The 14,121-nt window shown below is 50.2% G+C and carries 14 protein-coding genes and 1 tRNA gene; 10 read left to right on the top strand and 5 right to left on the bottom strand.

Annotated elements, in window-relative coordinates; translation table 11 throughout:
- Positions 1-4: 4 nt before the first annotated feature.
- The 4 genes from E5987_RS08245 to E5987_RS08260 form a co-directional block, all read right to left on the bottom strand.
- A complete protein-coding gene (locus E5987_RS08245) occupies positions 5-700 on the bottom strand; it encodes a hypothetical protein (protein ID WP_160335622.1) in 696 nt (231 codons plus the stop codon).
- A gap of 18 nt (positions 701-718) precedes the next feature.
- Positions 719-1,111: a DUF423 domain-containing protein gene (locus tag E5987_RS08250; RefSeq protein WP_160335623.1), complete on the bottom strand. Its 393-nt coding sequence runs from the start codon at positions 1,109-1,111 to the stop codon at positions 719-721.
- A gap of 16 nt (positions 1,112-1,127) precedes the next feature.
- A complete protein-coding gene (locus E5987_RS08255; RefSeq protein WP_160335624.1) occupies positions 1,128-1,916 on the bottom strand; it encodes an enoyl-ACP reductase FabI in 789 nt (262 codons plus the stop codon).
- 69 nt (positions 1,917-1,985) lie between these two features.
- Positions 1,986-3,731, bottom strand: coding sequence for a lytic transglycosylase (locus E5987_RS08260; protein ID WP_160335625.1), 1,746 nt, complete (start codon positions 3,729-3,731; stop codon positions 1,986-1,988).
- A 118-nt stretch (positions 3,732-3,849) separates the two neighbouring features.
- Between E5987_RS08260 and E5987_RS08265 the strand changes: the two genes are divergently transcribed.
- Entirely contained in the window at positions 3,850-4,614 is a 765-nt protein-coding gene (locus E5987_RS08265; RefSeq protein WP_160335626.1) for a class I SAM-dependent methyltransferase, read from the top strand.
- On the top strand, positions 4,611-5,057 hold the full coding sequence (rnhA, locus tag E5987_RS08270) for a ribonuclease HI (protein ID WP_160335627.1): 447 nt from the start codon (positions 4,611-4,613) through the stop codon (positions 5,055-5,057). Before E5987_RS08265 ends, rnhA begins: the two co-directional genes overlap by 4 nt.
- Before the next feature lie 110 nt (positions 5,058-5,167).
- Here the strand turns inward: rnhA and E5987_RS08275 are convergent, their stop codons facing one another.
- Positions 5,168-6,658 (bottom strand): lyase family protein, encoded by a 1,491-nt coding sequence (locus tag E5987_RS08275; protein ID WP_160335628.1) that lies wholly within the window; start codon positions 6,656-6,658, stop codon positions 5,168-5,170.
- 160 nt (positions 6,659-6,818) lie between these two features.
- On the opposite strand from E5987_RS08275, the gene E5987_RS08280 reads away from it, so the two are divergent.
- From E5987_RS08280 to feoB, 8 genes are all read left to right on the top strand, one after another.
- The gene (locus tag E5987_RS08280) at positions 6,819-7,736 is read left to right on the top strand and encodes a LysR family transcriptional regulator (RefSeq protein WP_160335629.1); all 918 of its coding nucleotides are present in this window, start codon (positions 6,819-6,821) and stop codon (positions 7,734-7,736) included.
- Between the two features lie 592 nt (positions 7,737-8,328).
- Positions 8,329-8,403, top strand: a tRNA-Val gene (locus E5987_RS08285).
- 214 nt (positions 8,404-8,617) lie between these two features.
- Positions 8,618-9,592 carry a carboxylesterase family protein gene (locus E5987_RS08290; RefSeq protein ID WP_160335630.1) on the top strand — a complete coding sequence of 325 codons (975 nt, stop codon included), beginning with the start codon at positions 8,618-8,620 and terminating at the stop codon, positions 9,590-9,592.
- Positions 9,593-9,904: 312 nt separating this feature from the next.
- Positions 9,905-10,042 (top strand): porin, encoded by a 138-nt coding sequence (locus E5987_RS13080; protein ID WP_237178774.1) that lies wholly within the window; start codon positions 9,905-9,907, stop codon positions 10,040-10,042.
- Positions 10,042-10,995, top strand: coding sequence for a porin (locus E5987_RS08295; RefSeq protein ID WP_237178775.1), 954 nt, complete (start codon positions 10,042-10,044; stop codon positions 10,993-10,995). Before E5987_RS13080 ends, E5987_RS08295 begins: the two co-directional genes overlap by 1 nt.
- 26 nt (positions 10,996-11,021) lie before the next feature.
- Complete coding sequence (locus tag E5987_RS08300; RefSeq protein ID WP_160335631.1) at positions 11,022-11,267, top strand: ferrous iron transport protein A; 246 nt, start codon at positions 11,022-11,024, stop codon at positions 11,265-11,267.
- A 16-nt stretch (positions 11,268-11,283) separates the two neighbouring features.
- Entirely contained in the window at positions 11,284-11,511 is a 228-nt protein-coding gene (locus tag E5987_RS08305; RefSeq protein ID WP_160335632.1) for a FeoA family protein, read from the top strand.
- A 9-nt stretch (positions 11,512-11,520) separates the two neighbouring features.
- Positions 11,521-13,863, top strand: a complete 2,343-nt coding sequence (gene feoB / locus E5987_RS08310; RefSeq protein ID WP_160335633.1) for a Fe(2+) transporter permease subunit FeoB — start codon at positions 11,521-11,523, stop codon at positions 13,861-13,863.
- The last annotated feature ends 258 nt before the right edge of the window (positions 13,864-14,121 follow it).

Consider the following 14,121-nt stretch of genomic DNA (forward strand, 5'->3'; position numbering starts at 1 on the left):
TTTATTATTTCCCGGCCTTTTCGCTTTGAATATCGCGAAGCAGCCTAATTGTATCTTCGGGGGTACGGATCGCAGTGAGAAGCGTCGTCAGCGCCGGGCCCTGAACTGCGCAGATCCACTCCGAAGAGCTCCAAAATTTAAATGTTTCGCGAAGCATGACGCTGGAGCCGCGTACGCTAAGCTGGTCATCGTCACCGATGACTGCCCGCACCGTCGGGTTGCCTCGCTGAGAGAGACAGTCGGTGAGGGCCCATAAATGGTAAAAAGCGAGTTCGGGATTTTCCTGCCGATCAATCCAATCGTTAAAAATGACGGAGAAGCGCATGCGGACGAGCTCCTTCATCGAATTGGTCGTGTCGTAGGTTTTAAACGAGAGAAAGACCGGAAGGGTAGACATCGCGATAGCGACTCTGCCCTTGGTCGCTCCGATCTTTGCATATTTGAACGGCAGCCCTTTACAACTGACAGAGTCCTCAAACTCATCCTCGATCACAGCCTTTTCAAACTCGTCGGGGAAATAGTGCGATAGGATCGTTGTGATGATCAGTCTGCTCCAAATAAGCGCATGCGCCTGGCTCGGATGTTGCCGAGCGTAGGCAAGGATTTCGGAACCGAGCACCTCTTCTGCCAGATCCAGCGGAGGCGCCTGAGTGCAGTCCGCGACAAGCAGAATAGGCGCTGCGAGTTTGGAGTAGTACATGACCGAAATCCTGGCGCTTTAGTAGAAGCTGCTGCGTTTGGGCTGAGAGGTAAGCGCTGCGATCGCCATGACGACCCACGCGGCGATCATGAAGAAGCCGCTGATGGGCGTGACAAGCGGGAAGGGGCGCCACTGAATCAGCACAAGCAGATAAAGACTCACGGAGAATCCGAGGCTGCCGATAAGCAGAAGAATGCCCGCGATATTGACAAGCCAAGCCTTAAAGTGCTGGGTTGCCCACGCAACGGCAAAAAAGCCGAGACCGCTGATCAGCTGGTAGAGAACGGCGTATTCATAACTCTCAATCAGACGAGGAACGGTGACGGCGGCTCTTAACCCATGCGCGCCGTACGCGCCCAATGCGATGCCGGAAGCCAGCATGAGTGCGCCGAGAAAAGCCCAGATATGCATAAAAACTCCTAAATTTTTATTCCAGAGAGTCGCTGATGGCGACAGCATGGAACCCTGCGTCCACATAGATATTATCCCCCGTTATGCCGGACGCGTAATCGGAAAGGAGGAATGCGGCAGTGTTGCCGACTTCATCAATAGTGACGGTTCTCTGCAGCGGAGCAAGAGACTCCATGTGGTGCAGCAGTTTCGAGAAGTCTTTAATGCCGCTCGCGGCAAGTGTCTTGATTGGGCCGGAAGAGATTGCGTTAGCGCGAATGCCTTTCGGCCCGAGACTTGCGGCAAGATAACGAACAGAAGCTTCAAGGGCGGCCTTGGCAACGCCCATGGTGTTGTAGTTCGGAACAACGCGCTCGCTGCCCAGGTATGTCAGTGTGAGAACAGAAGCAGGACGGCCTTCCATGAGCGGAAGCAGCGCTTTAACCATCGCCGGGAAGGAGTAAGCGGAAATGTCCAGCGCTGTGCCGAAGGCGTCTCGCGAAAGTCCTTCAAGGAAGTCACCCTGAATCGCTTCTCTCGGAGCAAAACCGATCGAGTGCACCGCGCCGTCAAGACAGCCCCATTTGTCACGAAGCACTTCAGTCATTGAGAAAATCTGTGCATCATCGGAGACGTCAAGCGGAATGACGATGTCGCTGTCAAATTCCTTGGCAAAACCCGTGATTCTGTCGAGGAATCTTTCGTTCTGATAGGTAAAGGCAAGCTGAGCGCCCTCTCTGTGGCAGGCTCGCGCAATGCCGTATGCGATAGAACGATTGGATAAAACACCGGTAATCAAGATTTTCTTGTCTTTAAGCAGGCTCATTGATGATCCTTAGAAAGTTTTTTAAGAATCATAAGATATTAAGCGAGTTTGCTAAAGAGTGGTATCGGATTACCTTAGTTTAAGCGTCTGACCTACGTGAAGACTGTTGTTTTTTAGTCCGTTCAGCGCTTTCAGCTGATTGACCGACATATTTGCAGAAGACGCGATCGAGAAAAGCGTGTCGCCTTTGCGCACTTTATGTGTACGCTGTTTGGCAAGAGGTCGCTCGTTAATGCGCTTCTGAACTTTCTCGGGAACTTTCTCAAGCACCACAGCCTGCTTGGTCGGAATACCGCTTGCGTTGATCGTAAGACGCTGTCCGACGGAAACATTGTTGCTGCTGAGATGGTTGGCACTCTTAAGGGCGTTTACGGAAATAGAGTAGCGCTGAGCAATGCTGAAAAGCGTGTCGCCTTTGCGCACAACGTAGAACTTGGCGTTTGAGGCTTTTTCTGTAACCGGAGGCTTGGAGGCAACCTGACGAGTCTTAACCGGGACATTGACGTAAAGCATCTGACCGACTTTCAGACGATGGCCTCTGAGGCGGTTGCTCGAGGCGATAGTCTTAGTCGATACGCCGAGACGACGTGCAACGCGCGGCAGCGTGTCGCCTTTTCTGACACGGTAGGAGACGCGGCGGAAGTCCTGAGCGAGAGCGAAGGAAGCGTCAATCGTGTCCGAGGAAATATCTTCTGCATCGCCAAGACCGCTGTCGCGGCTGACGAGAACGAGTGAGCCCGGTTTAATGCGTCTGCCGGAAGGTATTTGGTTGGCTTCCCGAAGCGCTTCCTCCGACATGTGCGCTTTCTTCGCTATGGAAGCAATGGTGTCTTCGGGTTTGACGCGATAAGTCGTCCAGCTCGAAAGTGGCTTTCCGCTCATGCGGTATGTCACGAGGTTCTCCACGAACGTGTCGACCTTATCGGTCGGCATCAGCATGGAGTGGTTGTGTGAGGCCACAATGACGGGACGGTTAAAGGATGGATTCAGCGTGCTGAATTCTGCCTGAGACATTCCGGCTAATTGGGCCGCACGCTTAACATCGATGTCCTGATCTTTGAAGATCTGAACAAAGAAAGGTTCGTTGTATACCGTGGGAAGCTTTATCCCGAAGTTACGGGGATCTTTAACGATATTTTTGATAGCCTGAAGCTTCGGATAATAGTTGCGGGTTTCATCAGGCATCTTCAGCGACATATAGTCGGTCGGAAGACCCTTCGCCTGATTTCGCTTAATCGCGCGGCGCAGGTTGCCTTCGCCCCAGTTGTAGGCTGCCAGCGCAAGCGGCCAGGAGCCGAATTCGTCGTAAAGCCTCTGAAGATAGGTAAGCGCCGCAGATGTGCTTTGCAGTACGTCGTAGCGTTTGTCGAGCCACATGGTCTGATCGAGCGAATAATCTCTTCCAGTCGCGGGCATGAACTGCCAGAGACCCGCGGCTTTGACTCTGGACTTGGCGTTGGTGACAAAGGCGCTTTCAACAAACGGCAGCAGCGCGATTTCGGTCGGCATGCCGCGCGCGTCAACTTCTTCAATGATGTGGTAAAGGTACTTTTGTGAACGGTCCGCCATGCGCTGCAGATAATCCGGTCGTTTTGAGTATTTAGCGACGTTGGCTTCCACAACGCTGTTCTGCATGTCAGGTACTTTGAAACCGTCTCTGATGCGTGTCCAGACGGTATAGATTTCGTCATCATCCGCGCCCGGCGTCACGATCTCTTTGATTTCTTCCTGATCGGGCTCTGAAGCCGTCGCGTAGGTCGAACAGCTCAAAGCAAGGGCAATAGCTAGTATGCGGAACGAGGTTTTTAAGTACATTGCAGTCACTGAAGAAAGACACGATACAATAAAACGCTAATTTAAACGAATTTATGGTACTTCCGACGGAAAAGCTCTAGGCGATGTAACTTGATTTTTCCGATGAGGTTCACGGTATATGACATCAAATATCACGCTTGCGCAGTTTTATTCATCAGCGCTCGGGCAGTATGCTCTGCGGTGGGAGCGGGCGCAGTATGACGCTTTGGTCGCAGACTGCTTCGGGTACCATGCCGTACAGATCGGAGCCTCCGGCATCGATTTTCTGAGCGATAACCGTATTCCGCTCAAGGTGATCGGAGAACGCAGTCTGCGTCCTCTGACTCAGCTCGAAGACAGCCGCGTCCGCATACAGCTCTCTTATAGTGAGCTGCCGTTTGAAAGTGAAAGTCTCGATCTGGTGCTTTTGCCTCATGCGCTGGAAATGGCCGAAGATCCGCATGCGTTGCTGCGCGAAGTGAGCAGAGTTTTAATTCCCGGCGGCAGAGTGGTGCTTACCGGGTTTAATCTGACGAGTCTTTGGGGCATTCGTTTCCATCTGCAGAAATTCGGCGCAAAGGTGTTTCTCCCGGGTAAGCAGTTTATGTCGGTGTTTCAGCTGAAAGATTGGTTATCTCTGCTGTCCTTCCATGTGGATCGAGGCACCTTCGGCCGCTACAGCTGGTCGTTTTCTCCGGAGTCTCACAAAGAGTCTTCCTGGCTGGAAAAAGCCGGTGACAGGTGGTGGCCGCAGTGCGGTGCGATTTTTGCGCTGAGCGCGATCAAAGAAGCTTTGGGCGCGAAGCTGGTTGGCAAAGCCATTACGAAAAAGTTTAATTTTCTCGGCACCGGAGCGCGCCTAGAGGAGGGCAGCCGCTCTCAGTTTGAAGGTAAAAAAGAATGAAACAGGTAGAAATTTGGACGGACGGCGCAAGCAAAGGAAACCCGGGGCCCGGGGGCTGGGGTGCGTGGCTGAAATACGGCCGTCATGAGCGCAAGCTCTGCGGTGGCTCTCTCAATACCACAAACAATCAGATGGAGCTGATCGCGCCGATCAACGCTCTTAATACATTGACTGAGCCGTGCTCCGTGAAGCTTCATACAGACTCCAAGTACGTGAAGGAAGGGATGACCGCATGGATTTACGGCTGGAAAAAGAAGAATTGGAAAACTCAGGGGGGCACTCCGGTTAAAAATGCCGATCTGTGGAAAAAACTTGATGAAGCTGCCAGCCGACACAAGGTTGAATGGATCTGGGTCAAGGGACATGACGGCATTGAAGGCAATGAAATGGCCGATCAGCTTGCGAATCAAGGTGTGGAAGAAGTCCTGAAACGCAATAGATAATCGCGGGTAAAAAGTATCCCGGGTGTACTGCGGCTGCAGGCGCCCGGGATTTAATTTCCTATCCGAATCAGGCAGGAGGGATGCTGCGGATAGGATGAGGAGAAAACCGGTTAACCCAATAACTGACGGAAGTCCTTGTCTAGCAATTCCAGAGCATGGACAATCTGCTCCTGCTGACTGACAGCCCAAGCTTCATGCTCGGCAATCGCTTGGTCAGAACGCGCGATCGCTTTGTTGATTTCGCTCTTTTGCGGACCGCCCGATGTGCGGCGGTTCTCAATAATGGTTTTCGGATTCAGCGTCGTTTTAAATTCCTCTTCGTTCATGGGGCAGACTTCGCTAGCCGACGGGTATTCCGTTTTAATGACATGCGCGTATATCTCTTTGACCTGGGCGTATGGGAAATTTGTCGGGTTGAAGTCATTTGCTTTCGCATAAGAGACAATCTGGCTTGCGACATGATGGCCGACGCGGAACGGCAGTTTGTACTCACGCATCAAAACATCCGCGATTTCCTGCGAGGCGGTCCAATCGCTGTTCAGCTCTTTGAGCGCTCTCTCCGGGCTGATCTTGAGGGCGTGGAGCATCTTGTCAAACTGAGTCAGCATCTTGATTGTGCTGGAAACCATCGAGCTGTTGGCAGGAACGCGCTTCGGGTCAATCATTCCCGGAACGATGTTGTGCGCTCTGAAAACCGCAGCCTGAGCCTCTCCAAGAACCCCGCTTGCCGCTTCGCGAACTCCGAACATTAGGCCGGGATTCCGTTTCTGAGGCATCGCAGAAGACACATAGGTATTGTCGCCGCCCTCCTGCAGGAGAATCCAGGGCTGAGGCTGGGCGTACTGCACAGAAACGTCCTGAACAAAAGTGCCGACATGAAGCGCGATTGAGGTCAGGATTGATGAGAGTTCGGTCGGTTCATCGACCGGTTTAATCTGAGCGGCGTCATATGCGTCTTCGACGGGGCCGTCAAAACCGAGATACTCAGCGATTTTCTCGCGGTTAAGCGGCCAGCCGGTTCCGTTAAGAACGGTTGTTCCCATCGGACAAAGATTTAAACGCTCATAGAACTGTTCGAGCCGTTTGCTGTCACGCTTGAAGCCGGCAAGAAAGCCCTGCAGGTAATGCGCATAGCTGTTGGGCTGAGCGGCAACACCGTTGGTGTAGTTCGGGACGATGGTCTCCGTATGGTCTTTAGCAAGCGTGTTGAGGATCCGCATGCTGCCGACAAGCTTGCGGGCCAATGCAAGAACGTTGTCACGCATGATGGTGGAGTAATAAGTCGCATGCATGTCCTGACTTGAGCGACCGACGTGAAGCATGGTTGCGTCAAGGCCGGCGGCTTCGATGAGGAGCGGCTCGTACTTGATGACGCGTGAGGGTCTCAGAGCTCCGGGCTTACAGCCGTTCTCAATGACTTGGCAGATAGCCTTTGCAATTTTTTTTGCAGTTTCCTCGGAAAGGAGGCCTCGCTCGCGGTTTGTAATGACCGAGGCTTTGTTCATTTGGCTAAGCCAGAAGAATTCGTCTTTCGGTTCTTTTTTTAAGAAAGGGGCTGCGGTCTGATTTGCCGCCGCAGCTGTCAGATCGTTTCCTTTCATGGTGGTTATGAGTGGTTTGAGGTTGGTTGTTGTTATGTGTGGTTTGTGATGATTCGTTATGAGATTGATGCTAAAAGTTTTAACTGATTCATACAATGCATTGATATGCAACTTATTACTTGCGTAAAATGCAAGTAATGTAAAGCGGAGGCCAAATCAAATGCTGAGAAATAATCTGGGGAACTTGAGGTATTTCATTGCTTTTGCCGAGCTTCAAAGAATTTCAGCTGTTGCCGTCAGGTTTGACGTGAATGAGTCAACGGTCAGCCGCGCTTTGCGCGCCTTCCAAGAGGAAGTTGGCCATCCCTTGTTTAGCCAAAACGGACGCAAGCTTAATCTGACGGATTACGGCCTGATGGTCTACAACCGATTGAGCGGTCCGCTGAAGTCTTTAGACGAAGCCTATGACAATATCTCCAAAGTAGAGCATGAGATTAAGGGAACAATCCGTCTTTCTACGGCGGCAGGCTTTGCAAGTACGCATTTGGTGAATCTGCTGGATCGCTTCTGTGAAATTTATCCGGGCGTGCGCTTTGAGACCCGCGTTGATTCCGGCTTGACCGCGCTCCGATCCTGCAAAGTGGACATCATTACCTTAACTTCTGTTCCTGATAAGTCTGATGATCTGGTAATGATAGAAAGAGGAATCAACACGTACGAAGCGGTGGCGTCTCCCGATTTTATTGAGAAATTCGCTCCGCTCGATACTGTGGAGGATCTTAAAAAGGTTCGTGTTTTTGCATACGGAGGCCGCGAGCGTGAATCCACTAAATTTCTTTATCGCGGAACTGAGAAAAAACCGATTGTCTGTTTGGACTACTTTTCTTCAGACAGTCTGTGGACAATAAAAAAAGCCGTCCTGGAAGGCAAAGGCGTCGCGATTGATATTCCAAGATTTTTCTGCCTTGAGGAAATTGAAAAAGGGACTCTTGTGCCGATTCTCGGCATCTGGAGAAAACCGACCGCTCCGCTTTTTACGGTTCTGACGAAGACATCGTGGAACACGCCAAGGTTCAGAATCTTTGCTCAGTGGTTTTCCGAGGAAAGCCGAAGGATTTATCAGTCTCGGCGGCTATAAGAATTCGATTGGAAGTGGCATAGGTAATAACAGCTACAGATGGTGAAACGAGCGAGCGTGGTGCCGCTGGTTGGACTCTAGATGCCAAATCGGAGCTCTGAGGGATGGGACTTTCGGCGTCGAGAAAAAATAAACTCGCAAAATCCTTTGCAAATTCTCATCTCGCATTGTGAAGTTCAGCTCTTTTTTCGCTTGTCAACACGGGACGAAGAGATTCCAGGACAGTTTCGTAAGTGTCGCAGCCTCGGTGTTCTTCTTTTATATCCGATCTAAAAACACCCGGGCCCCGCCAGCGGAAAACTAACGGGGCCTTTTACTCAGGTGCTAGCAGTAAAGCATAAGAATCAAAGCGACCACTAACTTAATGAGAAATCGCAAGACTAACTTTATACTAACGTTTAAGGTTTTCAGGTAGATGGTAAACCTTTTTCTTTGAGCGCCCAGGGATTGCAGTCTTGGGCGTTTTACTTTGGTTTTTGCTTCGATGGTTGAGCGGGTGACGAGAGCGAAACCTTTTAATTCGTCGTTTGGTCACTTCTAGGCAAGCGTTTCGCAAAACTTCTAAATTCGTGTAGAATCCCATATCTCAAGTGCACGGTTAGCTCAGGGGTAGAGCACTGCCTTCACACGGCAGGGGTCACTGGTTCGAAACCAGTATCGTGCACCATTTTTTTGCAAAATCAATAAATTAGCTTAAAAATTCTGTATAAAATCTGCAAAAATCTGCGGATTAATGCCGACTTTAGCGGCCTCCTTTCCTCTTTAAAACATTTACAAAGCTTGTGCCATATTTGGTCACCGTCTTTGCCATAGAAAATCAACGAAACTTACACTAGCCTCCGTTGCGTTTTAATAGGGGCGGCGGTGACGCTGGTAACTAGATGAAAAGACAGCAATTCTTAAAATATGTTTCAGTTCTCAGTCTGACAGCTTTAAGCGGCTGCGCAGATTATGGTAAAAAAAAAGGCGGCTCCTGGCTGGGCGCCCGGGCCCAGGGTCCGGTGATCGACAAGACGGACGACCCAATCCTCCAAGGCCTGATCCAAACCGTCGGCACTAAGTTTAAGGCGCAGCAGTTCAGTGATCCTAAAACCGGCAGGATCCTTAACTATTCACTCTATACGCCTGAACACCTTGTGAGAGGTAAGAAATACCCGTTGGTGCTTTTCATGGCGGATGCGAGTACTCCCGGCCGCTCTATTGATGCAGCCATAACTCAGGGCTACGGAGCCTTGGTATTTGCAGAGCCTGATTTCCAAAGCAAGCATCCCTGTTTTGTTCTTGTCCCTGAGTATTCAGGCGTCACGGTCAACGATTCATATGAACGAACAGAGGAAGTGGATATGACCATTCGTCTATTGGAATCGCTTCTCAAAACTCTTCCGATTAACCGGCGCAAGCTTTTCACAACCGGTCAGTCAATGGGGGGCATGATGTCGATGTATTTCATGACCCAGTTCCCTGAATTGTTCGCGGCAGGTATGTTTGTGGACTGTCACTGGGATCCTAAAACTTACGATAAGCTGCTTGATGATAAGTTCATCTTCTTTGCTGCCGGAAAAGACGGATCTGCCGGACAGCAAATTCAAAAGATACTCAATTTGCTGAGAGAGGATGAACTTCCTTACAGTGCGGCAGAGTGGAGTGCAAAACTTCCGGAAGACGAACAGAATATGCTCGCCCAAGAACTCTTCCAAAGAGGAAACCCGATAAACTTCATCGTATTTACCTCTGGTTCAGTCCTCCCTCCGGAGGGAGGAAGCGAACATATGTATAGTTTTGATTACGCTTATAAGATTGGCGCCGCAAGAGATTGGCTTTTAAATCAGCAACTCGGTGCGCCGGTGAAATATTAGAAAGGAAAATCATTCTCAAAAAAACCGACTCGTACGAGTCGGTTTTGTTTCATTTAAGCAACAAAAATTAATAGTACGGGAAAATACTTAAAGTTTGCCTTTAGAATGAATATGTATGTGATTGATATAAATTAATCTAAAATAATCATATAAATAAACGAATTCTTCTACATAAGAAAACAGCTTTTTCTTCGTCAGAAAAAAACAGCCTTTTGAAGGTTTGTTATCAGAAAGGGCGGTTAATTCAAAAAAATATCTTATTTTGATTAATAGGAATGTTTCTTATTATCAATTACACATTAAGGCAAAATTATGAAATTCTCTAAGACACTCCTTGCAGCTGTCGTCATGACAGCTGCTCCCTTTGCACTTGCTGAAAGCAACGTAACGCTTTACGGTTCTATCGATGGAGCGGTTGCGGTTCAGAAAGAAAAGCTACCGTTCAGCTGATGGACGGCGTTGCCGGAGGCAGTGTTTGGGGTCTTGAAGGAACCGAAGAACTCGGCAATGGCTACAGCGTCGGTTTTAACCTCGAAAACTCCTACACCATGGATGACGGTGCGGAAGGTGAATCCGGACTTGCCTGGGCTAAACAGGCTTCTCTGAATGTGAGCGGCGGATTCGGCACCCTTGCGTTCGGCCGTATCGGCGGCCTCGCTTCCTATGAAGGAACTTATTCCATTTGGGATGCGTCTCCTTTCGGAACGGATTATCTTCAGATTGGTCTCGGAAACGCTTTTGTTACCGGGCAGATCAATAACAACACCGTTCATTACAGTTCTCCGGAATTCAGCGGCCTGCAGCTTCATCTGCAGTACTCCAACGGTACAGAAGCCGATACGCAGAAATGGAGCCGCAACGCCCACTACTTCGGTATCGGCGCAACTTATGAAATCGGCGGTCTAAACCTCGCCGGTATCGTCGAACGCTTTGACAATAAGGGCGAAGACGATGTGAAACCGACAATGGTTTACAGCTTGAGCGCGGCTTACGACTTTGAAGCCGCTAAGGTTTATTTCGGCTATCAGTACGCTTCTCATTTCCACGGCTTCGATCAGTCTGAAGACTGGGTCTTTTCCGGCAAAGGTCTGAACCAGAACGCCTTTACGCTGGGCGCGGAAGTTCCTGCCGCGGGAGGTACTTTCAAGGCCGCGGTTAACTACGGCTTTGGCAAGATCAAGTCTATGGACAAGGTCACGCTGGAGGATGCGGACGCGGCTCCCGATCGTGACAAATTCGATCGTCTCGGTGTCGGCGCGGCCTACGAGTACCCGCTCTCCAAACGCACGATGGTTTACAGCTGGGGCGCATGGCAAAAGGGCGGCAAAGCACTTAAGACCGCTGAAGTCCGAGGCGACTTCGAAAACTGGAGCCTTGGCGTAGGCATGCGTCACGAATTCTAAGAACAGATTTAGACAAGGAAACACATATGGCATTCCAAGCTTTGAGACTGACCGATTTATCAGCCGATCAAAAGGCGATTGTCGCAAAAGTGAGCTCGTCGGATAAAAACGTTATTCGACAGTTTCGCGAACTCGGACTGCAGCGCGGTGTTTCCGTGATCGTCCTTGCGAATAATCCCGGCGCGCCGCTTCTGGTTGCCGTCGGCGACGGCAGAATTGCGGTCAACCGGGATATCGCTGACTTAGTCAAAGTCGTTCTGTCTGATAAGTAAAAGCGAGGTGGAAATTATGAAACTTCACGAATTCGTTCCCGGAGAACGCGGAAGAATCACAAAAATTCTTCCCGGCAGCAATGAATACCGCCGAAGACTTTTTTCTATGGGAGCTCTTCCCGGAACTGAGTTTGAGGTAAGCCGAGTCGCACCTTTGGGAGATCCGGTGGAAATCAAAATCCGCGGTTCCTTCCTGAGTGTTCGGAAGGCCGAAATTAATGTCCTGGAAGTTGAAAAAATATAGGCGGCCATCATGACCCACAAGAATATCGTTGCCATCATAGGCAATCCCAACTGCGGAAAAACAACTCTTTTTAATGTGCTGACCGGCGCGAAACAGTCTGTCGGCAATTGGCCCGGTGTTACGGTGGAAAAGAAAACCGGCGGCTTCAATATCGATAAGCGCGAAATCACGCTCGTCGACCTTCCCGGCATCTACTCGCTTCAGCCGAGCTCTTCCGTCAGTGAAGATGAAAGAGTGGCGCGTGACTATGTCGCAAGCTCTGAAGCGCAGGCTATTATCAATATCGTCGATGCTTCTAACCTGGAACGCAACCTTTATCTGACCGCTCAGCTTCTGGAACTTCAAATCCCGATGGTTGTGGTCGTCAATATGCTTGACGTCGCTAAGACGCACGGTCTTGAAATCAATCTTGAGAAACTTCAGGATGAGCTTGGCTGCCCGGTCGTCGGTATCGTCGCGAGTCGTAAAAAAGGTATTGAAGAGCTCAAACAGGCACTCGATAAACAACTGAGTGAGCCGGAAGCGGCCGCCAATCCTATCGTCTTCAGCGCGGATATTGAAAATGCGATTACCAAGGTTGGCGCAATTCTTGCTAAACAAGCTATTCCGAGATCCAGATGGGTCGCTGAACAGCTTGTTGAAGGCGACGCGGAGATTCTAAAAGTTTTCCCGGGTATCTCCATTGATGAAGCCGAGCCGATCCTACAGGAAATTGATGCTAAATATGACGGAGACGTCGATATGGCGATGGCTGATGTTCGTTATCAGTTCGTCTCTAAAGTGTCTCAGCAGTCGATCGTCAGAGCTGGTCAGGCCGGTCAGACGCTGACTGACAAGATCGATAAGATCGTATTGAATCGCTGGCTCGGTATTCCGATTTTCCTCGGTGTGATGTACCTGATGTTTATCTTTGCGATCAATATCGGTTCAGCGTTTATAGATTTCTTCGATATCCTTTTTGGAGCGATCTTTATTGACGGATTTGGAGAGCTGCTGACATATCTTGGCACTCCTGAATGGCTTAAGACCATTCTTGCCGACGGTATTGGCGGCGGTATTCAGTGTGTCTCGACATTTGTGCCGGTGATCGCGTGCATGTTCTTCGCGCTTTCCTTCCTTGAGGATTCGGGCTACATGGCGAGAGCCGCTTTCGTTATGGATCGCTTTATGCGTGCGCTCGGACTTCCCGGCAAATCCTTCGTTCCGCTGATCGTTGGTTTCGGCTGCGGTGTTCCGGCCATTATGGCGTCTCGCACGATGGAGAAGAAATCCGATCGAATCACGACAGTTCTCATGGCTCCGTTCATGAGCTGCGGAGCAAGACTTCCGGTCTACGTTCTTTTTGCAACCGCTTTCTGGCCGATGAATGGTCAGAATCTGGTGTTCGCGCTTTATCTTATCGGTATCGCAGTTGCTGTCGCGACAGGCTTTATGCTGAAGAGAACCGCACTTAAAGGCGAATCGGGCGCGTTCCTGATGGAAATCCCGCCGTACCATCTGCCGACATTGAGAAATCTTCTGCTTTCCACTTGGGATCGTCTAAAAGGCTTCGTAGTCCGCGCGGGTAAAGTCATTGTCGTCCTCGTCGCGGTGCTCTGCTTCCTCAATTCTTTAGGAACAGACGGAACGTTCGGCAACGAAGACTCTGATAAATCTGTTCTTTCACAGATCGGTAAGAGCATCGTTCCGGTTTTCAAGCCGATGGGTATTCAGGAAGAAAACTGGCCGGCAGCCGTCGGTGTCTTCACCGGTATTCTCGCTAAAGAAGCGGTGGTCGGCACGCTTGATTCTCTCTACTCTTCCATGGATGAGAAAGCGCCGGAAGGTGAAGAGGCTAAAGAAGAGGAAGAAGGCGGATTTAATCTTGCGGAATCCTTCAAAGAAGCTGTCGGCTCTATCTCCGAAAACTTCGGTGACATTGGTGCGTTCTTCACTGATCCGCTGGGTATCTCGGTTGACTCCGACCTTTCCAATGTCGAAGAGCAGGCTGAAGCTCAGGAAGTTAAGTCTTCTACGATTGCTTCCATGAACCGTCTCTACGATGGAGAACTTGGTGCTTTTGCCTATCTGCTGATGGTTCTTCTGTACCTCCCGTGCGGAGCTGCGATGGGCGCTGTCTATCGAGAAGTCGGAACCCGCTGGGCGCTCTTTGCCGCCTTGTGGACAACTGCTGTCGGATATTGTTCGGCAACGATCGTCTACCAGGTCGGACGCTTCTCTAATAATCCGGCCTACGCCGGTGTCTGCATCGTCCTTAGCGTTGCTGTCATTACCGCGATCGTTCTCGGACTGCGCAGAGCAGGAAAAGAAGAAGACAGAAAAATTGAGGGCGCTAATTACGCCGGTGCCTAATTAATTGGCAGAGGGGCTGAGAGAAGACAGCTCCTGCTCCGGGCGCGGAACGCTGAATTAACAGCGCGACGCGTCCGGTTATTTTTTTGCAGTGCCTGCCAAGGCTCCGACAGTCAGCGCATCTTTGAAGCAACTTGTTTGCGAAAAATGCAAAATGGATATTTATAAAACGCACAATTTTTGCTAGTGAAAACCATCAATCTATAGCCTTCGGCTGAATGTCAAGAAAAAGGATTTTCTCTAAAATTATCAGAGACA

This window comes from Parasutterella muris (genome assembly GCF_009767915.1).
GTDB lineage: Bacteria > Pseudomonadota > Gammaproteobacteria > Burkholderiales > Burkholderiaceae_F > Parasutterella > Parasutterella muris.

Bases quoted from the DNA above. Each gene is read 5' to 3' on its own strand.
- E5987_RS08245 (WP_160335622.1), bottom strand. From the start codon at position 700: ATGTACTACTCCAAACTCGCAGCGCCTATTCTGCTTGTCGCGGACTGC.
- E5987_RS08250 (WP_160335623.1), bottom strand. From the start codon at position 1,111: ATGCATATCTGGGCTTTTCTCGGCGCACTCATGCTGGCTTCCGGCATC.
- E5987_RS08255 (WP_160335624.1), bottom strand. From the start codon at position 1,916: ATGAGCCTGCTTAAAGACAAGAAAATCTTGATTACCGGTGTTTTATCC.
- E5987_RS08260 (WP_160335625.1), bottom strand. From the start codon at position 3,731: ATGTACTTAAAAACCTCGTTCCGCATACTAGCTATTGCCCTTGCTTTG.
- E5987_RS08265 (WP_160335626.1), top strand. From the start codon at position 3,850: ATGACATCAAATATCACGCTTGCGCAGTTTTATTCATCAGCGCTCGGG.
- rnhA (WP_160335627.1), top strand. From the start codon at position 4,611: ATGAAACAGGTAGAAATTTGGACGGACGGCGCAAGCAAAGGAAACCCG.
- E5987_RS08275 (WP_160335628.1), bottom strand. From the start codon at position 6,658: ATGAAAGGAAACGATCTGACAGCTGCGGCGGCAAATCAGACCGCAGCC.
- E5987_RS08280 (WP_160335629.1), top strand. From the start codon at position 6,819: ATGCTGAGAAATAATCTGGGGAACTTGAGGTATTTCATTGCTTTTGCC.
- E5987_RS08290 (WP_160335630.1), top strand. From the start codon at position 8,618: ATGAAAAGACAGCAATTCTTAAAATATGTTTCAGTTCTCAGTCTGACA.
- E5987_RS13080 (WP_237178774.1), top strand. From the start codon at position 9,905: ATGAAATTCTCTAAGACACTCCTTGCAGCTGTCGTCATGACAGCTGCT.
- E5987_RS08295 (WP_237178775.1), top strand. From the start codon at position 10,042: ATGGACGGCGTTGCCGGAGGCAGTGTTTGGGGTCTTGAAGGAACCGAA.
- E5987_RS08300 (WP_160335631.1), top strand. From the start codon at position 11,022: ATGGCATTCCAAGCTTTGAGACTGACCGATTTATCAGCCGATCAAAAG.
- E5987_RS08305 (WP_160335632.1), top strand. From the start codon at position 11,284: ATGAAACTTCACGAATTCGTTCCCGGAGAACGCGGAAGAATCACAAAA.
- feoB (WP_160335633.1), top strand. From the start codon at position 11,521: ATGACCCACAAGAATATCGTTGCCATCATAGGCAATCCCAACTGCGGA.